Consider the following 22,503-nt stretch of genomic DNA (forward strand, 5'->3'; position numbering starts at 1 on the left):
GCCAGCCATAAACAACATCGTGTTTCGCAACATCGGCCCGGAAGGTAAACGAAGTCTAAACGCGGTGGTAGGGATGGCCTGAAAGGATGGTCACGGCGCGATAAAGCTGTTCGGCTATGAGAATGCGGACCAGCTGGTGCGGCCAGGTCATCGAGCCGAGATTGAGGACGACATCGGCGCGTGCGCGAAGATCGGGGTCGAGCCCATCGGCGCCGCCGATAGCAAGCATCATGTCGCGCTTGCCGCCGTCCTTGTATTTGTCGATCAGGCCGGCAAATGCCTCGCTGTCCAGCGCCTTGCCGCGTTCATCAAGCAGAACGAGGATGGCGCCATCGGGAAGGGCCTTTTCGAGAGCGGCCGCTTCCTCGCGCTTGCGCGTTTCAGCATTGGAGGCGCGGCTTTCCGGCACTTCGATCATCCTGGCAAGTTCGAGCCCGATCGCGGGCCCGGCCTTGGAGAAACGGTCGAGGTAACGGGACGCAAGATCCTTCTCCGGTCCGGCTTTGAGCCGTCCCACGGCAAAAAGGCTGATGCGCATGTCCTGATCCGTTGTTTTCAGAGCTCTCGGCTGCCACTGCGCCGCCACGTCGTCAACGCGCCGCCGTCAGCATGCAATCGTCGCCCCTTGTCAGCTCAGGAACGCCCCGGCCTGTTAGTGAAGCACTGTGCCTTCCTCGACATCCGGAGCGGCCCACATCTTTTCGATGTTGTAGAACTCACGGATTTCGGGACGGAACACATGGATGATGATATCACCAGTGTCAATCAGCACCCAATCACCCGTCTCCATGCCTTCGACACGGGCCCCGCCGAGGCCCTCTGCTTTCAGGTCGGTGATGAGGTGATCGCAGATCGCCATGACATGCCGGCTCGATCGTCCGGAGACGACGACCATGTAGTCTCCGAGAGCGGATTTTCCGGCAATATTGATGGTGACGATATCTTCTGCTTTGGAGTCCTCGAGGCTCGTGAGGACCTGATCGAGGGCATGGGCGGCGGCATCATCGCCACGTTCCAGGCTCTGCGGAATGACGGAGGCCGTCCTTCCCTTGGCGTGTACTGTTGTCAGGGTCGTTCCTTTCGTCCGGTAACAGCAACATCCTCTTCGCGCGAATCCCGTCTGATGACCGGCCGCATAAGGAAGGTGGCATTGAATGCTTTATCTTTCAAGTGATCGGAATGTTCCAGTTTTAGGAATCGGAAGTCTTTCCCGATGCCCGGATTGCCGTTGAACTGAGGGCCGAACGCGGACCGTGGATGAAGGTCCAAGCGGGCGGACGGCGCTTCCACAGCGTACCGGCATCTGTCTCGTCGACACGGGCATGCTGGAATGTGCGGGCCATCTTTGATGACAGGAAGGAAAGGGTGGCACCCGGCCGGTCTATCACGGCGATCGGGAAGGTAGAGACGATCTCCTGCCACTTCTGCCAATGGTGAAAGGTCCTGAGGCTGTCTGCACCCATGATCCAGATGAAATGGATATGCGGATTGCGCGCCTTGACGAAGGAGAGCGTATCGGCGGTATAGGCGCCGCCGAGTGCTTTCTCGAATGCGGTGACCTTGATGCGCGGATCCTGGATCAGCCGCTCGCTCATGGCGATGCGGTCGGGGAGGGACGCGAGTTCCGACCGGCTTTTCAGCGGATTGCCTGGCGTCACCATCCACCACAGCTGATCGAGGCCTAGGCGGCGAAGGGCGATTTCGGCGACCAGAAGGTGGCCTTCATGCGGAGGATTGAACGAACCGCCGAAAAGGCCGACGGCCATGCCCCGTTCCACATGCGGCATGGCGAGATGGCGTCTTTCGATCCGCTCTATCGTCACGTCAGGGCCGGATCTGGCCGGTGCCGTGCACCTTGTATTTGAACGAGGTCAGCTGTTCGACGCCAACAGGGCCGCGCGCATGCATCTTGCCCGTGGAAATGCCGATCTCGCCGCCCATGCCGAATTCACCGCCATCGGCAAACTGGGTAGACGCGTTGTGGAGCAGGATCGCCGAATCGATCTCGTTGAAGAAGCGCGCGACCACGGCCGGATCTTCCGCAATCACCGCTTCGGTGTGGCTGGACGAATAGGTGTTGATGTGGCGGATCGCACCGGAAATTCCATCGACGATCGCCACCGATATGACGGCATCGAGATATTCGGTGTGCCAGTCTTCCTCGTTCGCCGGCTTGAATCCCGGGTGAACCTTGAGCACGGCCGCCGAAGCGCGGATTTCGCAGCCGGCTTGTGTCAGCGCTTCCAGCACCGGCATCAGGTGCGTGCCGATCGCGGCGCTGTCGACCAGCAGCGTTTCGGCCGCACCACAGACGCCGGTGCGCCGCATCTTGGCGTTGACGACGATCGCTTTTGCCATTTCCAGATCCGCTGACGCGTCGACATAGATGTGGCAAAGGCCTTCCAGATGCGCAAAGACCGGCACGCGGGCTTCGGACTGGACGCGGGCAACCAGGCTTTTGCCGCCCCTGGGAACGATGACGTCAATGGCGCCGGACAAGCCCGACAGCATGGCACCAACGGCAGCCCGATCGGTCGTCGGCACGAGCTGGATCGCATGTTCGGGAAGACCCGCCTGCTTCAGTCCCGCCACCAGGCAGTGATGGATCGCCTGCGATGAATGAATGGAATCCGAGCCGCCGCGCAGGATCACCGCATTGCCGGCCTTGAGGCAGAGCGCGCCGGCGTCTGCCGTCACATTCGGGCGGCTCTCGTAGATGACGCCGATCACGCCGAGCGGCGTACGGACACGTTCGATATGAAGCCCGTTCGGGCGATCCCAGGCGGCGATCACTTCGCCGACCGGATCCTTGATCGCGGCGATTTCGCGAAGCGCCTCCGCCATGCCGGCGATCGACTTTTCCGTCAGCGTCAGCCGGTCGATGAAGGAGGGCAGGAGCCCCTTGCCCTCGATGTTGCGGAGATCTTCAGCATTGGCGCTTAGGATCGCGGCGCTGTTGGCGAGCACCAGATCGGCCATGGCATTGAGCGCATCGTTCTTCTGCTCGGTCGATGCCGTTGCCAATGCGCCGGCTGCAGCCTTTGCGTTGACGCCGATCGCATCCATGATTGCGGCAACGTCGGTCGTCTGGACCTTATCCAACATGGACGGCATCCTCCTTGCGGGTGGTCGTGCGCCTGATCGCGCCTGTCATGACAAGGTCGTCGCGATGGACCATGGCGGCACGGCCGGCATAGCCCAGAATGGCTTCGATTTCCGCCGATTTGCGGCCGGTGATCTGGCGTGCCTCGTCGGCATCGTAGCTGACAAGACCGCGGGCAATCTCGCGGCCTTCCGCGCCGATGATCGCGACCGTATCGCCCCGGTGGAAATTGCCCTCGATGCGGCGCACGCCTGCGGGCAGCAGACTTTTGCCAGATCCCAGCGCGCGTTCGGCGCCTTCGTCGACGACAAGTTCGCCGGCTGGCTGCAACTGCCCGGCAATCCAGGTCTTGCGGGCAGTCACCGGTGTGCCGGATGGGGCAAACCAGGAGGATCGCGCGCCCTGTTCGATGGCGCGCAGCGGATGATCGGGCTTGCCGGATGCGATGATCATGGCGCAGCCCGCAGTCGTCGCGATCTTGCCGGCGTCGATCTTGGTGCGCATGCCGCCGCGCGACAGTTCGGAGGCCGCACCGCCTGCCATCGCCTCGATCTCGGGCGTGATGACATTGATGATATCGAGAAACTGCGCGTCCGGATCGAGATGCGGCGGTGCCGTGTAGAGCCCGTCGATATCCGACAGGAGAACCAGAAGGTCGGCGCCGGTCATGGTGGCGACGCGCGCGGCAAGCCGGTCGTTGTCGCCGTAGCGGATTTCGGATGTCGCGACGGTGTCGTTTTCGTTGATGATCGGGACAGCGCCGATCTTCAAAAGCTGGTTGATTGTGGCACGGGCGTTGAGATAGCGGCGACGCTCTTCCGTATCGCCCAGCGTCAGCAGGATCTGTCCCGCGACGATCCCGTCCCGCGACAGGCTTTCCGACCAGGCGCGGGCAAGCGCGATCTGGCCGACGGCTGCCGCTGCCTGGCTTTCCTCCAGTTTGAGGGCGCCGTGGGGAAGGTTCAGCACGGTACGGCCGAGGGCGATCGCGCCGGAGGAGACGACGAGAACATCGATACCCTTCGCCCTAAGCGCGGCGATATCGGCGCAGATCGCGTCGAGCCACGGAGATTTCAGGCCGGTCTTGCGATCGACCAAGAGGGCCGAGCCGATCTTGATGACGATCCGGCGATGGTCGCCGAGCGGCTTGCGACCGCCGGCTTGCCCGGAAGAGACTTGCTTGTGACCGATCTCGTGGCCGGGCGTCATTCGTCGACGTCCTCGTCGAACTCCTGAACAGGAACGGAGCGGTTCGGCAGGGCCGTGTCCTGGCCCACGCTTGCCGCGACGATGACATCGCGGAGCGCGCGCAGAACATCGGTCATGCCCGTGCCGGTGATGGCGGAGATCAGGAAAGGTTTTTGGCCGCAGGCTTTCTCAAGCTCCTTGGCCTTCTTCTTCAGTTCCTTCTCGTCGAGCACATCGATCTGCGACAGCGCAACGATTTCGCGCTTGTCGGTCAGACCGCCACCATAGGCCTGAAGCTCGGTCTTGACCGTCTTGTAGGCCTTGCCGACTTCTTCCTCGATGGAAGACACGAGGTGCAGCAGAACGCGGGTGCGTTCCACATGGCCAAGAAAGCGATCGCCGATGCCAACGCCTTCATGAGCGCCTTCGATCAGGCCCGGAATATCGGCGAGAACAAACTCGCGGCCGTCGATCGTGGCGACACCGAGGTTCGGGTGCAGCGTGGTGAAGGGATAGTTTGCGATCTTCGGGCGGGCGCGGGTAACCGAGGCCAGGAAGGTGGATTTTCCGGCATTCGGAAGGCCGACAAGTCCTGCATCGGCAATCAGCTTCAGCCGCAGCCAGATGGTGGCTTCCTCGCCCTCAAGGCCAGGGTTTGCCCAGTTCGGTGCCTGGTTGGTGGCGTTCTTGAAATGCGTGTTGCCGAAGCCGCCATTGCCGCCCTTGGCAAGCCTGAACCGCTGACCCTCCTTGGTCATGTCGATGATCAGCGTTTCGTTGTCTTCCTCGAAGATCTGCGTGCCGACCGGAACCTTGAGCGTGACACTGTCGCCATTGGCGCCGGTGCGGTTGCGGCCCATGCCGTGGATGCCGACCTTTGCCTTGTAATGCTGCTGGAAACGGAAATCGATCAGCGTGTTGAGGCCATTGACGGCTTCGACCCACACGTCGCCACCACGGCCGCCATCGCCACCATCAGGTCCACCGAATTCGACGAACTTTTCCCGTCGGAACGAAACTGCGCCCGCGCCGCCGTCACCGGAGCGGATATAGACTTTTGCTTCGTCGAGAAATTTCATCGGTCTGGTAGTCCTGTTCTTGGTCGCTCCCGCTCTCCGGCGGGACGTACTTAAGGTTTTCGATACCGTCCGACAGGCTTTAGGTCAAAGCCTATCGACAGAATGCGCTGAAAACGGCCCCGGCGGACAAGGCATCCGCCGGGGCCGATCGTGATCAAGGCATGATCAGGCGCGATCATGCCGGGGAGCGGGGGCCAGAAGCCGGAAATCCTCCGGGGCAAGCTCCGTCTCGATATGCGGCACCATGACATTGCGGGCGCGGTTGAACACATCGCTTGCGCCTGTGATGCGGAAGCCGAGCTTTGTCTGCACATTGAGCGAACCGAGATTGTCGGCAAACGCGCCCGAATGGACGACAGTGTCCGGCATGCGGCGGAAGAAGCGGTCGAGGACCCCCGACGCTGCCTCGCTCATATAGCCGCGATCCCAATAGAGGCGGTTCAGCCAGTAACCGAGATGCCAGCGGCCGTGCCTGAGTTCCAGGCCGACAACGCCGATATGCACATCGTCGCCGGTGGTGATCGCCAGCTGCCAGTTCGGCAGGATGCCCGAAGTTTGCGGCACCAGCCAGTCGAGCGCATCCTGACGGTCATAAGGCTGCGGAACACGCGACAGCATGCGGCTGACCTTGAAATCGCAAAGCGTTTCGGCAATCGCTGCCGCATCCGACAGGCGGTGCGGGCGAAGCGTCAGGCGTTGCGTGACGATTTCAGGGCAGGGGCCAGGCTCAGTGCGAACCGCTTTTGCCTTTTCGAGAACGACGGCACTCATCTCAGCTCTCCCCAGCTTCTCAGCGACATCCATGTCTTGCGGTCCAGCCGGAACCATTCGACGGGGACCATTCCGCCCACCGCCAGGCATTCGATCATGCCGGTGCCCTGGAACTGGAAGCCGCATTTCTGGATCACCCGCTTCGACGCGATATTGGTGACCCGGCAACGGGCATCGATGTGATCGATATGGCTGCGGGTGCGGAAGGCCATGTCGATCAGCGCATGCGCCGCTTCCGTGGCATAGCCCTTGTTCCAGTGGGGTTCGCCCAGCCAGTAGCCGATTTCGAGGGTTCGTTCGTCAACCTGGGGTTCGAGCGCGCAGCAGCCGAGAAACTGGCCATTGTCAGCTCGGGTCACGGCATAAACGCATTTGCCAATCTCGCCCGCATTCGTGCGTCGCACGAAATCGGCCGCGTCTTTAGACGTGTAGGGATGCGGCATGCGCGACACCATGGTCGCAATGTTCGCATTGTTGGCGAGATGGGCAAGTGCGTCAATATCGTCTTCGTGCGGTGCGCGCAGAACAAGGCTCTGCGACGGTAAGACGGGGCAATCGCTTCTCAACCGGTCCGGCCTGAGCCGTTCCTCTGGTCTTGTTTCCGGCGGCCGTAATTGGCCAGCCCTTACTAATTCGCCTTGCATGGTTCAGTCTCCTTTGAGGGATAAAAGAAAAAGGGAAGATGGGTAGCGCCCCATCTCCCCTTTTCTTTGACTGAACCTTCAAACGTTCAACCGGGTCGATGAGACGCCGGTTGCTTAACGCTTGCCGGCTTTATTCTGCGGCTTCGGCTTTCGGCATAACGGACACGTATACGCGGCCATTAGCGCGCGTACGGTAATTCACGTTGCCTGCCGTCAGTGCGAAGATCGTGTGGTCTGTGCCGATGCCGACATTGGCGCCCGGATGCCACTGCGTGCCGCGCTGACGCACGATAATGTTGCCCGGAATGACGACTTCGCCACCGAACTTCTTCACGCCAAGGCGCTTGGACTGAGAATCGCGACCGTTACGCGACGAGCCGCCAGCTTTTTTATGTGCCATTGGTGTTCTCCTTTAACTTTCGAAAACCTGGATTAGCCGAGGATGTCCGTGATGCGGACGACCGTGTGATGCTGGCGATGACCGCGAATACGCTTGGAATTCTGGCGGCGACGCTTCTTGAAGGAAAGAACCTTCTTGCCACGGTTATGCTCTACAACTTCAGCCTTGACCGTCGCACCCGAAACGAAGGGAGCGCCGAACTTGGCATCGGCGCCGACGCCGATGACCAGGATTTCGTTGAATTCTACGATTGCGCCAGCTTCTGCTTCCAGCTTTTCGATGGTGAGCACGTCGTTGGCGGCCACGCGGTACTGTTTACCGCCGGTCTTGATGACTGCGAACATTGGTTATCCTTTCATGTTCGTTCCGGCTCTATCCCCAAAGGGACGGCCGTCTTTTTCTCAGTCGGGCTTTAGCAGGGTTGCGAAAGAAGGATCTTCCAGAACGCATCTGCCGGTGATTTTCTGCGCGCCTTGGCGCGCAACGTCTGATCTGGACATTTTTCCAGACTTCGACGCGTCCGGCCTTACGCGAGGCCCTAAAAACTGTCAAGGCGAAAGGATATGAAGACTTGCATTTCACCCCTTGCCAGCCCGATTTTTCGCCGCTATGAGACAGCCGCGCATCAAATGCGCCGACCAGCAAAGCGGAGAGGTGGCTGAGTGGTCGAAAGCACCGCACTCGAAATGCGGCATACGGGCAACCGTATCGTGGGTTCGAATCCCACCCTCTCCGCCATGCTTCATATCAAGCGTTTGAAATAAATCATTTTTTCGCTTCGGGTCAAATGAAGCCCTCAAATCGCTGCGGTGGGCGGCATTCGTCAAGCATCAAGCTTCCTTTTTTTGCCAAGCAACAGCTATGCTTATCGAATCGACAAAACAGCACCCAGGCCTTCTGACGTGCGCGGAGTTACAACCCGGTATGATTAGCACTGAACGCAGCCTTGAAGATTCGCTCGTCTCAAAGCTGCAGGACCTCAAATATGAACATCGCCCGGACGTCCGCGACCGTGCTTCGTTGGAGCGGAATTTTCGTGAGAAATTTGAAGCGCTAAACCGCGTGAAACTCACAGACGCCGAATTCACCCGCATCCTGGACGACATCGTCACGGCCGATGTATTCGCGGCATCTCGCATCCTGCGCGAGCGTAATAGCTTTATCCGTGATGATGGCACGCCGCTCAACTACATGCTCGTCAACATCCGCGATTGGTGCAAGAACACGTTCGAGGTGGTCAATCAGCTCCGCATCAATACGGACAACAGTCATCATCGTTACGATGTCATTCTGCTTATAAATGGTGTACCCGTTGTTCAGATTGAACTGAAGACACTTGGCATAAGTCCTCGTCGCGCGATGCAGCAGATCGTTGAGTACAAAAACGACGCAGGGAATGGCTATACTAAGACACTCCTGTGTTTCATTCAAATTTTTATTGTCAGCAACCGCGACAGAACATTCTATTTTGCGAACAATAATGCACGCCACTTCGCCTTTAATGCCGAAGAGCGTTTTCTACCGGCTTATGAGTTCGCGGATGTAAACAATAAGAAAATCATCCATCTCGACAACTTCGCTGAGAGCTTTTTGGTAAAATGCACACTTGGTCAAACAATCAGTCGCTACATGGTTCTTGTCGCAAGTGAGCAGAAGCTCCTGATGATGCGGCCATATCAGGTCTATGCTGTGAAGGCGATTGTTGACTCAATCTCCCAGGACTGCGGCAACGGTTATATCTGGCACACGACAGGCAGCGGCAAGACGCTAACGTCTTTCAAGGCATCAACGCTGTTAAAGGATAACCCGGACATCGAGAAGTGCCTTTTCGTGGTGGATCGCAAGGATCTGGATCGGCAGACGCGCGAGGAATTCAATAAATTCCAAGAAGGTTGCGTCGAAGAGAACACCAACACAACTTCTTTAGTCCGTCGCCTGCTTTCAGACGACTATGCAGACAAGGTCATCGTCTGTACCATCCAGAAACTCGGCCTCGCCCTCGACGAGAACAGTAAACGCAACAAGCAGCATATGAAGGAGGGTAAGCAGAGCTTCAAAGAACAGCTTGAACCACTTCGCGAAAAACGCATCGCGTTTATTTTCGATGAATGCCATCGTTCGCAATTCGGAGAAAACCATAAGGCCATCAAGGAATTCTTCCCACGGGCGCAGCTCTTCGGCTTCACTGGTACACCCATTTTCGATCAGAACGCGGCTCAGCAGAAGATCGAGGATACACAAGCTAGCATGAAGACAACGGAAGACGTTTTCCAGCAGCGCCTTCATACCTATACGATCACGCATGCCATCGAAGACGGAAACGTGCTGCGGTTCCACGTCGATTACTTCAAGCCGCGGGACAAGATGCTGCCCAAGCCAGGCGAGCCTCTTGCCAAGCGTGCGGTCATAGAAGCTATCCTATCCAAGCATGACCAAGCTACCAATCAGCGCCGGTTCAATGCCTTGCTCGCTACATCGTCAATCAATGACGCTATCGAGTATCACGCCCTCTTCAAAACCATACAGGCCGAGAAACTGGACGCCTATCCAAGGTTCCGGCCTCTCAACATCACCTGTGTTTTCTCACCGCCAGCGGAGAGTAATTCTGATTTAAAGCAGATCCAGGAAGACCTGCCTACAGAGAAGGCAGACAATGAGGAAGAACCGGAGAAGAAGAAGGAAGCGCTAGAGGCGATCATTGCCGACTACAATGCCTACTACGGCACAAACCACAAGATAGGGGAGTTTGATCTTTATTACCAAGACGTGCAGAAACGAATTAAAGATCAGCAATGGCCGGATGCCGACCTGAAGAAGGCTTACCCAAACCAACTGCACCACAAGATCGACATCACGATTGTCGTAGACATGCTGCTGACCGGCTTTGACTCCAAATTCCTCAATACCCTGTACGTCGACAAAAACCTAAAGCATCATGGCTTGATCCAGGCCTTCTCACGCACCAATCGCGTACTGAACGCCACAAAGCCCTATGGCAATATCCTCGACTTCCGCCAACAGCAGGACGCGGTAGATGCCGCCATCGCCCTCTTCTCGGGCGAGGCTGCAGCCGAAAAGGCCCGCAAAATCTGGCTGGTCGATAAGGCGCCTGTGGTCATCCAAAAACTGGAGACCGCCATCCAGAAATTAGATGACTTCATGACGTCGCAGGGCCTCGACTGCGCACCCGAAGAGGTGCCTAACCTTAAAGGAGACGCGGCCCGCGCGGCCTTCATCGAGCATTTCAAGGAGATCCAGCGTCTTAAGACCCAACTTGACCAGTACACTGACCTAACGGACGAAAACCGCAACGCAATTGAACAAGTCCTGCCACGCGATAACCTTTTGGGCTTTCGCGGCGCCTATCTAGAAACGGCTCAACAGCTTCGTCCACAACAAGGAGCAGGTGCAGACAAGCCGACACAAGAAGCGGACCGGCTTGATTTCGAGTTCGTCCTTTTCGCCTCGGCCGTCATTGATTATGACTACATTATGGGTCTGATCGCTCGTTATTCTGAGGCTACACCGGGTAAACAGAAGATGAGCCGAAAGGAGTTGATCGGCCTGATCCAGTCCGATGCCAAGTTCATGGACGAACGTGAGGACATCGCGTCCTATATCAACACCCTAAAGGCAGGGGAGGGCCTTAGCGAGAAGGCCATCCGCGATGGCTACAGCCGCTTCAAGGCGGAAAAAAACGAGGCCGAACTGGCGGGCATCGCGGTTGAGCATGGGCTGGCCATCGATGCGCTACAAGGTTTTGTCGACACCATCCTGCAACGCATGATCTTTGACGGCGAGCGGCTGACCGACTTAATGGAACCCCTTGGCCTGAACTGGAAGGCGCGACGAGTGAAGGAACTGGACCTGATGGCAGCTCTTATGCCACTTCTGTTGAAGCGTGCCGGCGGGCGCGAGATTTCGGGGCTGAGCGCTTATGAGCAGTAAGGTGGCGTCCACTGCCGATAAGTGCGGCGGCAGCAATATCTTGACACCCGAGCGGAGATTTCCAGAGTTTCAAGAAGCTGGAGCGTGGGAAACAGTCGCCCTTGGCTCGGTGGCATCGATCAGCTCTACGAAGGTTGGGGACAAGCCTTGTATTCCAATGAGCATTACTTCCGGCGTTGGCCTTGTCAGTCAAATGAAGAAATTTGGACGGATCATCGCCGGGGAGTCTTACAAGAACTACATCGTTCTCCAGAAGAATGATTTTGCCTATAATAAGAGTGCGACCAAAGAATACCCTGAGGGGTTCATCGCGCTTTACACTGGCGAAGAACTTGCTGCCGTCCCCAAAAGCATATTCACCTGCTTCCGCCTCAATGGGGCGTCGCTTTCCCCAAAGTACTTGAATTACCTGCTACTAGGCAATCTACACGGGCGGTGGCTTCGAAAATTCATAGAGGTTGGTGCCCGCGCTCACGGCTCGTTGAGTATCAATGACCGAGACTTACTGGCCCTGCCTGTGCCGATACCCGGCGGCCCGTCTTCTCTTGAAGAGCAGGAAAAAATTGCGAGCTGCCTGGCGTCAGCCGATGCGCTGATCGACGCCCAGGGGCGGAAGGTGGAGTCGCTGAAGGCCCACAAGAAGGGCCTGATGCATCAGCTTTTTCCCCAAAAAGGCGAAATCGTACCTCGCCTCCGCTTCTCCGAATTCAAGGGGACGGGGGAGTGGAAGGAAAAGACTTTCTCCGAGCTCTGCAACATAAAACACGGCTACGCATTCGAGAGTGAGTTTTTCAGCAACGAAGGCGATTATGTGCTCCTCACGCCAGGTAACTTCTACGAGGAAGGCGGTTACCGGGACCGAGGCGAAAAGCAGAAATACTACAACGGCGAGATTCCATATGACTACGTGCTCAGCGAGGGAGACATGCTGATTGCAATGACCGAACAGGCGGCTGGTCTGCTCGGCAGTCCACTTCTCGTTCCCCAGTCTGACAAGTTTCTACATAATCAACGACTCGGCCTTGTGACCAAAAAGCCTGGAGCTAAGTGGGTAAACAATTTCTTTTTCCACGTCCTGAATACAGTGCCGGTTCGTAAGGCCATCCATGACACTGCATCCGGAGCGAAAGTCCGTCACACGTCACCAACCAAGCTCGGCGACATCGTTGTTTCTGTTCCGACCACGACCGACGAACAACAGCGCATCGCCGACTGCCTCTCCTCCCTCGACGACCTCATCGCCGCCGAGACACGAAAGCTCGACATGTTCAAGACCCACAAGAAAGGGCTTATGCAGCAGCTTTTCCCGTCCATTGAAGAGTCTGAATCGTGAACCACTCGGAAATCGCCACCTCGCTACGTGACGCGAGAGAAAAGATCATCCTACTCTATGCGTTTAACGCAACAGGCAAGACGCGGCTGTCAGTTGCCTACAAGGACGCGACAAAAGCCGAAGATGGCTCACATGCGGGGGTCTACTACAACGCCTACAGCGAGGATCTGTTTATTTGGCAGAACGATTCCGAGAACGACGGGACGCCCATCCGATTGGATATCCGCAAGTGCAGCTTGAACAGGTTTCATAGCTCTTTGACCGAAGACAATGTGCGCGACAAGCTGAACCGTTTCAAGCCGGGCTATCGCTTCGAGTTCATTCCTTATGACGATCCCGAAGACGGTATCCAGGCGGTGTCGTTCTTTCAGGAAGAGGCGGATCCAGATGACCCGAACAACATCTATAAAGTCGCTTTTAAGATTTCCCGCGGAGAAGAACGGATTTTCGTCTGGTGCTTCTTTCTCGCTCTATTTGAGGTAGACGGATGGGCTGATCAGCAAGCGTCCCATTTCTTTATCGATGATCCTGTGTCCAGCTTGGACGACCACAACATATTTATTACGGCCTCAACGCTGTTCGATCTTATCGAGGAGCAGTTCGAGAAACGCAAAATCATTATTACTACGCACCACATTGGATTTTTCGCAATACTTGCTGATTGGCTAAAAAAAGGCGAGAAAGCCGATAAATTTAAGAAACACTCGAAGGTTGGCATTCTGAGCACCAAGAACGGCGCCCTCTCATTGGAAAGCCCAAGTAATGACGTTTTGCTTTATCACCTGCGTCTTCTACAACTACTTGAGCAAGCTTGGGCCGCAAATAAGGTGATGGCGTTCCACTTTGCGTTGCTCCGGCAGGTCTTGGAGAATGTCGCCTCTTTCCTAGGGGTCGGCCAGTTTGGCTATGTCCTTCGTGAGATTGGGATCAACGACCCTGAAGACGCGGCGCGTGTGATCAACACGCTCTCCCATAGGAAAGTATACTACTTCGAGGGTGACCTCTTAGAAGATGATCCACGAGCTCTATTTGAAAGGGTGTTTTTGGGCCTTAAAGAAAAATACAACTTTGTACTTCATGCGCCTGCAGCCGAAGCTGCGCTCGTGGATGCCCCAGAGAAGGCTCGCGCACAATGAACGACCAGATTCAGAAGCAACTTGGCAGGACGCTCTGGAACATCGCCGACACGCTGCGCGGCGCAATGAACGCGGACGATTTCCGGGACTACATGCTGTCGTTTCTCTTCCTACGATATCTGTCAGACAACTATGAGGCCGCGGCGCAGCGGGAACTAGGCGCAGACTATCCCGATCCTTCGGCTATTCTTGCACGGACGGATGCCAACACACCGCTTCAGGCGTGGTACGAGGACAACTCGGGTGACGTAGCCGAGTTCGAGAAGCAGATGCGCCGCAAAGTGCACTATGTGATCGAGCCGCCCTATTTATGGAATAACATAGCTGACCTTGCCCGTAGACAGAACGGTGAGCTGCTCAAGACGCTCTATGAGGGCTTCAAATATATCGAGAATGAGTCCTTCCAGAGCACGTTCGGCGGGTTGTTCTCAGAGATTAATCTTTACTCGGAAAAACTCGGCAAGACGCAGGAAGACAAGAACAAGAAGCTTTGTTCGATCATCACTGAAATTGCCCGCGGGCTGACTGAATTTTCATCCGAGGTAGATCATCTGGGGGACGCCTATGAATACCTGATTGGCCAGTTCGCTGCCGGCTCCGGAAGGAAGGCAGGCGAGTTCTACACCCCGCAGCAGGTGTCAGACGTCCTTTCCGCGATAGTAACACTGGACAGCCAGGAGCCTGCAACCGGAAAGAAAAAGCGGCTCGCCAGCGTGCTTGATTTTGCCTGCGGCTCCGGCTCATTGCTGCTGAATGTGCGCAAGCGAATGGGTCCGCACGGGATCGGAAAAATCTACGGCCAGGAAAAGAACATCACAACCTACAACCTCGCCCGCATGAATATGCTGTTGCATGGCGTGAAGGACACGGAATTCGAAATCTACCACGGCGACACGCTGGCCAATGACTGGGACATCCTGCGCGAGTCGAACCCCGCCAAGAAGCTGTCCTTCGATGCCATCGTGGCCAACCCGCCCTTCAGCCTCCGCTGGGAGCCGACTGAGTCGATGGGCGACGATGTGCGGTTCAAGAACTACGGGCTGGCGCCCAAGTCGGCTGCGGACTTTGCCTTCCTGCTGCACGGTTTGCACTATTTGAAAGATGACGGCGTTATGGCCATCATCCTTCCCCACGGGGTGTTATTCAGAGGCGGCGCAGAAGAGCGAATCCGAACAAAGCTGTTGAAAGATGGCCATATCGACACGGTCATCGCACTGCCTGCAAATCTTTTCTATTCGACGGGCATCCCCGTCTGCATCCTAATTCTTAAGAAGTGCAAAAAGCCCGACGACGTACTGTTCATCAATGCTGCTGAACACTTTGCGAAGGGCAAGCGTCAGAATCAGCTCAACGATGATCATATTGAGAGAATCATAGAAACCTACCGATTCCGAACAGAGGAGGAACGTTACTCCAAGCGCGTAAGTATGGACCGAATTGCTAAGGAAGGCTTCAACCTCAACATATCTCGCTACATCAGCACAGCCGTGGGCAAAGAAGAAATTGAGTTGGCGGCCACCCATAGGGAGTTGGTCGAGATCGAGAAGCAGGTCCGTACCGAAGCGCTTAAGCACAATGGATTTCTAAAGGAATTGGGGCTGCCTCCGTTGCCATTCGCTAGTAAGTGATCCCTGGGTTTCATACGATAACGGGCGCAGGTTCAACCGTGCCTTGCTCTCTTGTCTGCGGGAAAGGAAGTTCAAAGTCCTCTAGGCTTGAGGAGAATTCTTATCGTTTTTGCGAGTTCAACGGCGCGACTTCACGCGAGGAATTTGAACTCGCTGCTCGAGTGTGGGCAGCGGATTAATATGATCGGATGTCGATACGCCTTGGCTCGGGGCAGGGCGGGCCTCTTGTCCAGTTCTTACACAATTTACGAATTCAGTGGTGCCAGGTTCAAGAGCTCCTCGAATCGACGACCCGATAGACCTGCATACGAGAGCACCCTACCAATTTGGATATTGCCGAAGCACCCATACCCTCCGAATGCAGTCGTTTGATAAGGATGTGATCCAGGCGAGCCTTGCCGCCCTTGTAGACCTGCAAGCATTTAGCTCGCTCAATACCTTCGCGCTGTCGTTCCTTTATGAAGCGACGCTCCATCTGAGCGACCATACCGAGCACGGTAATAATCACATGTCCCATTTCGCCCCGTGTTGATACGTGGGGGTCGAGGATAGTGACATATGCGCCCCGCTCCTGGCAGTCGTGTACGATGTTGAGCACATCGCGCGTATCGCGGCCAAGCCTATCTAACCGGGTGACAACAAGCTCATCACTTTCGCGAAGGAACTCGATGATTGTTGCTAGTTCTGTACGGCCTTCGCGACTACCACCGGAAATTTTCTCGGAACGAATGATTTCGCAGCCTTCAGCGCGAAGGCGGTCATGTTGAACCTGCAGATCCTGATCGATGGTACTGACGCGAGCGTAACCAATGCGGGCCATGTGTAACCTTCAACTTTAGGCCTGAAACTAACTCGTCGCAAATAGGGTACGTCAACCCAGATGTTACGGCGCCGCCGTCACCTGTCGATATGGCACGCCAGGGTATACCCCATCGCTACAACGTCGCGTGCGCTCGATACTAGCGCAGCAGCGTCAGCTTAACCGGACGAACGGCTCCGCAGCGATACGATAGGCCTTGATCGATGCCATCGAGTACCCGATCTAGCTGCCAATGCTCCGATTGCCTGACAATCCAAAGCAGCTATCCTGCTACTCCCGCCGCTCATCGGCGGAGCCAAAGGTTAGGTGTACGGTGCTGATTGGACCTTCAGGCCAATCTGGCGAGCCAACCTCAGAATCGTCGCCACCGCCTCCATCGTCTGCGCTTGCAAGTTCAGGCGTATCATGAATAAACCCAATGACATTGACATTGCCGCGGGCGAGTTTGCTATGCTTAGACATAGGGCGTGCCGCCGTCACCCGAAGTAACTCATCCACGGTGAACGACCAATCGTCCGAACCACCCCTAACTGCCTCTCGGCTGCAGGCAGCATTTCCTGTCGCCATACCGGCGATATAGTCGGCGAGTGGAATAGGGAACTTGAACCAGGGCGCGGTTCTCTGCGCGACTTCGTGCCGCCATTTGGGAGGACTGCTGGTGAGGTCTATACCGCCGTATTCGGCAGTATAGACGGGCGACCCAATCCCTGGGACCCCGCCGAAGTCCCGGCTGCGCGTGTCGTAACGATTATCAATGAACGTAAAAACGGGTTGCCAAGCAAGTAACTCATGCTGGACCCACTCCTTGCCTAAAGGTTTGATGATTCCACCTTTGAGCATCTTCGCTTGAACCAGCACAGCGCGCCGTTCGTCTACATTGGCAACGGGATCAACATGATCAATGACGATCAATAGGTCCGCCAGTTCGCACCGTCGTGGCGTCGTTCCGCCGAGGTAATTGGGATGTGGCACCGGTGCGAAAGTAACGTGTGGACGCGAATGGCAAAAAACTGCCCGAAGGTCGATCCTATAGCCTAAAGCTTTAAGGATCGGCGACCAAGCCGCGGCGATCCCATCAAATCCGTCGAGTGTCAACGTACGCACTGCTGTGACTTCGCCGCTGGGTTTAACTGTGGAAGCGCCACCATAAGCTAACACCTTAGCAATGACTGGAGCAGCAGCGGTAGCGAGAACACTAGTGAGTGAAAAGGGTAGCATAGGTGACTTCCAGAATTCGGCTTGGTTCATGTTACTCTGACGTTTCCATATCGGATAAATATGGATCGCGTAGGAAAAGCGTCTAGATCAAGCCTCCTGTTGCAGCCGGCCAATTTTTGCTTTCGTTGCATTCAAGTTCTCGGCCTGAACGGCTGATGGTCCGCTTATCCTTCTGAGAGTACGGGTTGCCTGGCGCCAATTCTCCTTGACGAAGCTTTTTGGAACATATAAAGAACATGAGCCTGCTGTATTGGCTGCTGTGTGTGTGTCTGATATACCTCTGGTGGTATAGCTTGGGGGAGCGACCGCATGATTGAGCCCGGTAATCTCAACGACATCGTCATCGAACGCATGATTTTCCATGTCGTCGGACCAGAGGATCACAATCTCGTGCTGCTCGAAGAAATCGACCCCGGCGATCATGCTGACTTCTTCGTTGATCGCATCCGGACGGCGTCCTCTGGTGTCATGTTCGACTTCGTCGCCGCGTCGCCAGTATTGGCGTCGCTGCTTCGGATCGAGGAGGAGCCTGGCCGCTTCGCGCAGGAGACCAAAGATCTTGCGACCCTGTTCAATACAATGCATTCCGGCGCTGCGAGCGTTGGTGTCTTCCTCATGTTCCTCCTTAGCGTTGGAGGCGAGCGCCTCTACGCGATCATCAAATATGATCATGAGGAAGTGCTTTCCTACACGATCGAGGAGGAGGATGATTTACGCCGCGCGCTCATCGCCGCGCTGACCAGCACCTTCGTCCGGTCACCTGACGCGTTGCAGAAGGCGGCAATCATCCGTCTTACCGGAGCGGGCGGCGAGCTTTCAGTTCGCGATCGCGTAGCGCCCAGTAAGATCACCCGCTATTTCTCTAGCTTCCTGGGCGCCCGGCGCCGGTTCCAAGCCAACCAACTCACCACGACGCTCTCCGACATAGCGAAGAGGACTGCCCGTAAGCATGCTGGCACGCTCGGGCCAGCTGTGATGAGCCAGCTCAACCGGCGCGTTTACGAGGCAGTCCAGGCGCAGCCCGGCTTCGATCCCCGCAATCGAGAACCGTTCCTCGCGGCAGTATTTGGGCCGTTGCCGGAGGACTCGCCTGTGCGCACTACCTTCGATAAGGAGCTTCGCAATTCGCGGGTCGAAAATGAGGTGTTCGATTTCGACCGCGACGCAGTGCCGCGGCCACGGCGCAAGCATATGGTCACTGACGAGGGCATCGAAGTTATTTACGACCGGCAGTTTGAAGATCGCGTCCGGCGCGAAGCCTTGGCAGGCGGCGGCGAGCGCATCGTGATCGAAACCGGCGGGATTAGGGTTGAGGATGACTACGCCGAAACGCGTCCGCGCCTGCGCTGACGCTCTAGCTGCTTGCGGTGGATCCCTGAGCGAACGCATCGATCGCTTGGACGTGCGCGGCACGCCTGATGCGCCATTGCGTGCCGAGCTTGCGGGCGCCGCCGCCGCTTGGCGCAATGGCGGTTATGGCGACTTCGAAGCAATCGACGCTCTGGGAGAAGCTGTTTCGATTTCTGCCCTGGAGGAGAGCGACGGCGAAGTGCGCGTAAGCTTTATTAAGGCACCTACGGCCTCGACCTACTATTTTCTATTCGCCCGTGGGCTCACAACTCTGATTGACGATCGCGACAAGGCCGCGCTTGCCCGACGCGTGCTCGTCGCCGAGGACTTCCTGCCATTCCGCACGGTACAGTGCATCTTCGAGCCCTGGACTGAGATAGTTGCCGATGCACCTGAGGGCGACGAGCCGACCTTGCCCGTGCCGCGCCGCATCGTGCGTGATCAATTGGCAGTCGTGCCCTTGTCGGTCGGACCGCTGCTTCTAGCGGTGCCGCCCATATCCGCTGGGGAAGTCCAAGAAACGGCCCAGCTTATGACAAGCGGAGAGGCGGCGGTTGACGCTGCGGCGTCGGCCGACGCGCTCAGAGTGAGTAGTGATCGACCAGACGAGCAAACAAGCAAGACGCAAGATGCCTCCTATCAGAGCAGAGCCATTGGAGGCAATCGTGCGCCTGCGACCACGGCCGTTGTCGACGTTCCGCCCGCGACCGTCGTCGCGGAACTCGCTACAACGACGGAGGACCAGAGCGAGGCCCGGCTTAGCGCGGTCTTTAAGATTTGGCGCGGTGCGGTACTGCCGCAGTTGCTCCTATGCCTCGCCGACGAGGTCTGGAAACAAGACGGGGAGATGCACGTAACTCTTACGGGTCCGCGCAAGCGCAAGCTCCGGACCGCGTTGGAGACGATCGACCCGAGGCGCGACTTTAAGCTGATTACCGAAGTGGCCGAGTGGGTGTTTAACTCGGGCCGCGATGCAGAGATCCGGCATACGCTATTCGTCTACGAACTCGCGCGCGAATGGCCTGGCGAGGATCCCTTTGCGAGCAGCTTCGCCGACCGTGCGCCCGGTGCGCTTGAAGCCGCAAAGACGGCGTTCCGCATGCATGTGCGCGATGCTAGCAAGGAGACGCTTAAGTCTCTTCAAGACCTGCGTAAGACGCTGGCAGACGACGTCACTCGCGTCGTCACTCAGACCCGCGACCTGACCGGAACGTTGTGGCGCGACCTGCTAGTCGTTGTCGCTGCCGTGCTGGGACGCTTTGCGCTGCTTGCGACCCCTGGGAAGGGCGAGGCTGGCTTCGCAGATGCGTTGCTTTACGGCCTGGTGGTCTATTTGACCTTCAGCCTGGGGATAGTACTTTTCACCAATGCCCGATTTATGACGCTGTTTCGTAATGTCCAAGCCAAGTGGCAGGTCAAGCTATACGGGTTCGTAGACCCTGAAGACTTCAAGTCATTGGCGACACAGCCGTTGATAGAGGCCGAGGGGGTGTACTTGCGTGCTCGCAATGCCGCGATCGCGGCGTATGCGCTCACCGTGATCGCGCTGATCGTGCTCGCTATCATGACCCCTGCTGTTCCCGCGCAGCCAGACCAAGACGCAAACAGTAACGGCGCTACCAAGGCGTCCGGCACCTCAACCAACGCAACGAACCCCAGCAACCTTTTGCCTAATAACCAGTTGTCCGATCCCGTTGCTGGCGCTGGAGCGTTTCAGACCGAGAATCTGTCACCAAGCACGGCAGTCGGTAGTCGTCCAAGACCAAATGCCAATGCACAACCCGAACTCGAACCGGGATCTGGGCAGAAATCACATCCATGACCGGCACATCGCCGAACTTGCGCGGTGCGGTTAGAATTAAGCCTACGGAATATCTTACTCGCGCTATCAGAACGGTTTCCGCATGTCACATTCGAAGCCCGACACGTGAACGTCCTGTTGAAAGCTGCGAGGCAAGGGTACTCTTGGAACTTCCGCTTTTGCAAACCAGCGCCGGAATCCGCCATTATTAGACTCACCTTCTCAAGGACATTAAGTTAAGGGAGATTCTCAGGCGGCCTGGAGCTACTGGAACCATGAGCCCATTCCGGAACTGCATTTAGGAATGGGCAATAAGCGGAATGTAAAGATCTGCAATACAGGCGTCGCCTGCTACAGGTTCGAAGCCACAACGTCCATTTTTGAAACCTACGGCTTGATCAAGTCAGATCGAAAGGAAAATTGTCTCGGATGGCGATAGCCATGGTATAGATGTTTTCGTAATCGTACTGTCGGCCAAATTTAGGTGTCCAGTAACGACCATGCGCTAGCCAGTGCCGGTATTTAAAGGCACCGCGAAGCTGCGACACAACGGTCGGATCAATTTCGGCGTGAGCTTTCCAGCAACCCAAAATAGTGTCTTCGAGGTTTGCGCGGCGACCATGTTCCCGAAATACCTCACGAAGCGCGAGGGACAATCGGTCCTTCTTGCGACGATCCACGCGGTTGACGTAATCAATTCGGAAAAGCGCTTCAAGGCCGCTGAGTAGTGTCAGAGCTCCGGCGCGTTCGACTTCCTCCAGCCGATCGTTGAGTAGCGCCACAACCTCGGGTTTTGTCATTGCTACAAAGCGTGTCGCAAAGGAGGGCGAGGCTTCGTTGAAGAAAAGTTTGAGGGAATGCTCTACATCGGCGTGATGAATACTGTAGTCGCCGACGTCAATATGTAGATTGGAAAGGCTGACCCCGCTACGCATTGCTCACTTCAAGCAAGAGTTCTAGAAAATTACCTTTTTCGAGCTCAATAAATCGCAAGGCCGGAGGATTGGTCGCAATCTTCCACTGATAGTTCGCCGTACCAGTCGATTCTGTCGCAGCTGGAGCGTTTGATCCCTCCTGACGTACTGTCACTCGAATGAGGTCCTGCGGCTTATTCACACTCTCCTCGATTAGCACGAGGCGCGATTTACCAACTTGACCAATTACATCGACGCGTCCTTTGCCGCCGATGATAACCGTTCCCACTGGAAGCAGCCGTACATAACGGCTGCCGATCTGGATTAGCATGCGTTTTAGCTTGTACGGCCCGATATAGTTTTCATTTAGATCGACTTCGTCATACGATAGTCTAATCGTGCCCTTTTCTATATGGTCGGATAAGAAGCTCTCCACCATGACGTACAGCTCATCTAGCGCGGAAACCCATTCGGACAGCCTATTTCGAAGCCTGTCAGGTGGCTGGAAAGGGTCGTCTCCAACTGAAACACTATTTACGAAATCGTTGAAATCTTTGTCTGATATAGGCATGACGTCATCCGTTTTTGCTTCCAGCGCCCTCGGCACTCTTGACGACACTAGGGGTGCAAGCAAACTTCTACAAGCCACTAGAGACTTCATGGGGCCTTACGCACAGGACGTACCGAGCATCGTTGGTGAAGTGGGACCACCACCCGCCTCAGCCATCGCCTGATTGTCAGTCAGGCTCGAGCCGGCGCTAATAGTGCAAGACTGTAGTAGAACGAGTAACCCCCAACATGATGGCGATGATGCCGGCTGCTATCTTCATCGTACGGCCTCCTGCATCAGGTCAGCCTTGAGGCGGCGAAATTCGAGGTCATCAATAGCGCCTGAGGCGAGCAGCCCAGCGAGCTTTTCCACTTGCTCGACCCTGCAAGCGCTCAATGCTGCCCCTCGCGTTTTAGGGCTCGCTGTGGCCTGCTGCGTGGCTGCCGTGCCGAACCTGTGTGCGCCCGGTGTCGATGCGAGGGAGCCGAAAACAACATAGCAAATTAAACTCAATAGCGGCACCAGCAGCAGCAGCACGAGCCAGCCTGACTTGCCGGCGTCGTACAGCCGGCGAACAGTGACAGCGAGACTCGGTATCAGATGGACCACGTAAATGAGTG

The 22,503-nt window shown here is 56.5% G+C and carries 21 protein-coding genes and 1 tRNA gene; 7 read left to right on the forward strand and 15 right to left on the reverse strand.

Annotated elements, in window-relative coordinates; all coding sequences use genetic code 11:
• Nucleotides 1–55 precede the first annotated feature (55 nt).
• From rlmH to rplU, 10 genes are all read right to left on the reverse strand, one after another.
• Nucleotides 56–538, reverse strand: a complete 483-nt coding sequence (gene rlmH, locus AC0JZ8_RS06045; protein WP_062463039.1) for a 23S rRNA (pseudouridine(1915)-N(3))-methyltransferase RlmH — start codon at nucleotides 536–538, stop codon at nucleotides 56–58.
• Nucleotides 539–652: 114 nt separating this feature from the next.
• Nucleotides 653–1,069: a ribosome silencing factor gene (gene rsfS, locus AC0JZ8_RS06050; RefSeq protein WP_062577032.1), complete on the reverse strand. Its 417-nt coding sequence runs from the start codon at nucleotides 1,067–1,069 to the stop codon at nucleotides 653–655.
• 121 nt (nucleotides 1,070–1,190) lie between these two features.
• Nucleotides 1,191–1,787 carry a nicotinate-nucleotide adenylyltransferase gene (locus AC0JZ8_RS06055; RefSeq protein ID WP_113110014.1) on the reverse strand — a complete coding sequence of 199 codons (597 nt, stop codon included), beginning with the start codon at nucleotides 1,785–1,787 and terminating at the stop codon, nucleotides 1,191–1,193.
• A gap of 37 nt (nucleotides 1,788–1,824) precedes the next feature.
• A complete protein-coding gene (locus tag AC0JZ8_RS06060; RefSeq protein ID WP_471892043.1) occupies nucleotides 1,825–3,105 on the reverse strand; it encodes a glutamate-5-semialdehyde dehydrogenase in 1,281 nt (426 codons plus the stop codon).
• Nucleotides 3,095–4,312: a glutamate 5-kinase gene (proB, locus tag AC0JZ8_RS06065; RefSeq protein ID WP_092665088.1), complete on the reverse strand. Its 1,218-nt coding sequence runs from the start codon at nucleotides 4,310–4,312 to the stop codon at nucleotides 3,095–3,097. Before proB ends, AC0JZ8_RS06060 begins: the two co-directional genes overlap by 11 nt.
• Nucleotides 4,309–5,370 (reverse strand): GTPase ObgE, encoded by a 1,062-nt coding sequence (gene obgE / locus AC0JZ8_RS06070; protein WP_471892044.1) that lies wholly within the window; start codon nucleotides 5,368–5,370, stop codon nucleotides 4,309–4,311. The genes proB and obgE overlap by 4 nt, the downstream gene beginning before the upstream one ends.
• A 165-nt stretch (nucleotides 5,371–5,535) precedes the next feature.
• Complete coding sequence (locus AC0JZ8_RS06075) at nucleotides 5,536–6,141, reverse strand: GNAT family N-acetyltransferase (protein ID WP_471892045.1); 606 nt, start codon at nucleotides 6,139–6,141, stop codon at nucleotides 5,536–5,538.
• Nucleotides 6,138–6,785 carry a GNAT family N-acetyltransferase gene (locus AC0JZ8_RS06080; RefSeq protein WP_471892046.1) on the reverse strand — a complete coding sequence of 216 codons (648 nt, stop codon included), beginning with the start codon at nucleotides 6,783–6,785 and terminating at the stop codon, nucleotides 6,138–6,140. The genes AC0JZ8_RS06075 and AC0JZ8_RS06080 overlap by 4 nt, the downstream gene beginning before the upstream one ends.
• Nucleotides 6,786–6,915: 130 nt before the next feature.
• Entirely contained in the window at nucleotides 6,916–7,185 is a 270-nt protein-coding gene (rpmA, locus tag AC0JZ8_RS06085) for a 50S ribosomal protein L27 (protein ID WP_062462735.1), read from the reverse strand.
• A gap of 32 nt (nucleotides 7,186–7,217) precedes the next feature.
• Nucleotides 7,218–7,529 carry a 50S ribosomal protein L21 gene (gene rplU / locus AC0JZ8_RS06090; RefSeq protein WP_062462732.1) on the reverse strand — a complete coding sequence of 104 codons (312 nt, stop codon included), beginning with the start codon at nucleotides 7,527–7,529 and terminating at the stop codon, nucleotides 7,218–7,220.
• 304 nt (nucleotides 7,530–7,833) lie between these two features.
• Between rplU and AC0JZ8_RS06095 the strand changes: the two genes are divergently transcribed.
• The 5 genes from AC0JZ8_RS06095 to AC0JZ8_RS06115 all read left to right on the forward strand — a co-directional run bounded on the left by AC0JZ8_RS06095 (nucleotide 7,834) and on the right by AC0JZ8_RS06115 (nucleotide 15,230).
• Nucleotides 7,834–7,923, forward strand: a tRNA-Ser gene (locus tag AC0JZ8_RS06095).
• Nucleotides 7,924–8,109: 186 nt separating this feature from the next.
• On the forward strand, nucleotides 8,110–11,133 hold the full coding sequence (locus tag AC0JZ8_RS06100; RefSeq protein WP_471892047.1) for a type I restriction endonuclease subunit R: 3,024 nt from the start codon (nucleotides 8,110–8,112) through the stop codon (nucleotides 11,131–11,133).
• Nucleotides 11,123–12,466 carry a restriction endonuclease subunit S gene (locus tag AC0JZ8_RS06105; protein WP_471892048.1) on the forward strand — a complete coding sequence of 448 codons (1,344 nt, stop codon included), beginning with the start codon at nucleotides 11,123–11,125 and terminating at the stop codon, nucleotides 12,464–12,466. Before AC0JZ8_RS06100 ends, AC0JZ8_RS06105 begins: the two co-directional genes overlap by 11 nt.
• Nucleotides 12,463–13,602 (forward strand): AAA family ATPase, encoded by a 1,140-nt coding sequence (locus AC0JZ8_RS06110; RefSeq protein ID WP_471892049.1) that lies wholly within the window; start codon nucleotides 12,463–12,465, stop codon nucleotides 13,600–13,602. Before AC0JZ8_RS06105 ends, AC0JZ8_RS06110 begins: the two co-directional genes overlap by 4 nt.
• The gene (locus tag AC0JZ8_RS06115) at nucleotides 13,599–15,230 is read left to right on the forward strand and encodes a type I restriction-modification system subunit M (protein ID WP_471892050.1); all 1,632 of its coding nucleotides are present in this window, start codon (nucleotides 13,599–13,601) and stop codon (nucleotides 15,228–15,230) included. Before AC0JZ8_RS06110 ends, AC0JZ8_RS06115 begins: the two co-directional genes overlap by 4 nt.
• A 268-nt stretch (nucleotides 15,231–15,498) precedes the next feature.
• Here AC0JZ8_RS06115 and AC0JZ8_RS06120 read toward each other — a convergent pair whose 3' ends face one another.
• Both AC0JZ8_RS06120 and AC0JZ8_RS06125 read right to left on the reverse strand, forming a co-directional pair.
• Nucleotides 15,499–16,050, reverse strand: a complete 552-nt coding sequence (locus AC0JZ8_RS06120) for a recombinase family protein (protein ID WP_471892051.1) — start codon at nucleotides 16,048–16,050, stop codon at nucleotides 15,499–15,501.
• Between the two features lie 270 nt (nucleotides 16,051–16,320).
• A complete protein-coding gene (locus AC0JZ8_RS06125) occupies nucleotides 16,321–17,298 on the reverse strand; it encodes a hypothetical protein (protein ID WP_471892052.1) in 978 nt (325 codons plus the stop codon).
• 279 nt (nucleotides 17,299–17,577) lie between these two features.
• Between AC0JZ8_RS06125 and AC0JZ8_RS06130 the strand changes: the two genes are divergently transcribed.
• Nucleotides 17,578–18,618, forward strand: a complete 1,041-nt coding sequence (locus AC0JZ8_RS06130; protein ID WP_471892053.1) for a nucleoid-associated protein — start codon at nucleotides 17,578–17,580, stop codon at nucleotides 18,616–18,618.
• Nucleotides 18,584–20,440, forward strand: coding sequence for a hypothetical protein (locus AC0JZ8_RS06135; RefSeq protein ID WP_471892054.1), 1,857 nt, complete (start codon nucleotides 18,584–18,586; stop codon nucleotides 20,438–20,440). Before AC0JZ8_RS06130 ends, AC0JZ8_RS06135 begins: the two co-directional genes overlap by 35 nt.
• A 377-nt stretch (nucleotides 20,441–20,817) precedes the next feature.
• Here the strand turns inward: AC0JZ8_RS06135 and AC0JZ8_RS06140 are convergent, their stop codons facing one another.
• From AC0JZ8_RS06140 to AC0JZ8_RS06150, 3 genes are all read right to left on the reverse strand, one after another.
• Nucleotides 20,818–21,354 (reverse strand): hypothetical protein, encoded by a 537-nt coding sequence (locus tag AC0JZ8_RS06140; RefSeq protein ID WP_471892055.1) that lies wholly within the window; start codon nucleotides 21,352–21,354, stop codon nucleotides 20,818–20,820.
• Nucleotides 21,347–21,904 carry a hypothetical protein gene (locus tag AC0JZ8_RS06145; protein WP_471892056.1) on the reverse strand — a complete coding sequence of 186 codons (558 nt, stop codon included), beginning with the start codon at nucleotides 21,902–21,904 and terminating at the stop codon, nucleotides 21,347–21,349. Before AC0JZ8_RS06145 ends, AC0JZ8_RS06140 begins: the two co-directional genes overlap by 8 nt.
• Before the next feature lie 255 nt (nucleotides 21,905–22,159).
• Nucleotides 22,160–22,492 (reverse strand): DUF805 domain-containing protein, encoded by a 333-nt coding sequence (locus AC0JZ8_RS06150; protein WP_471892057.1) that lies wholly within the window; start codon nucleotides 22,490–22,492, stop codon nucleotides 22,160–22,162.
• Nucleotides 22,493–22,503 lie beyond the last annotated feature (11 nt).

The sequence above is a fragment of the Velazquezella soli genome (genome assembly GCF_977018685.1).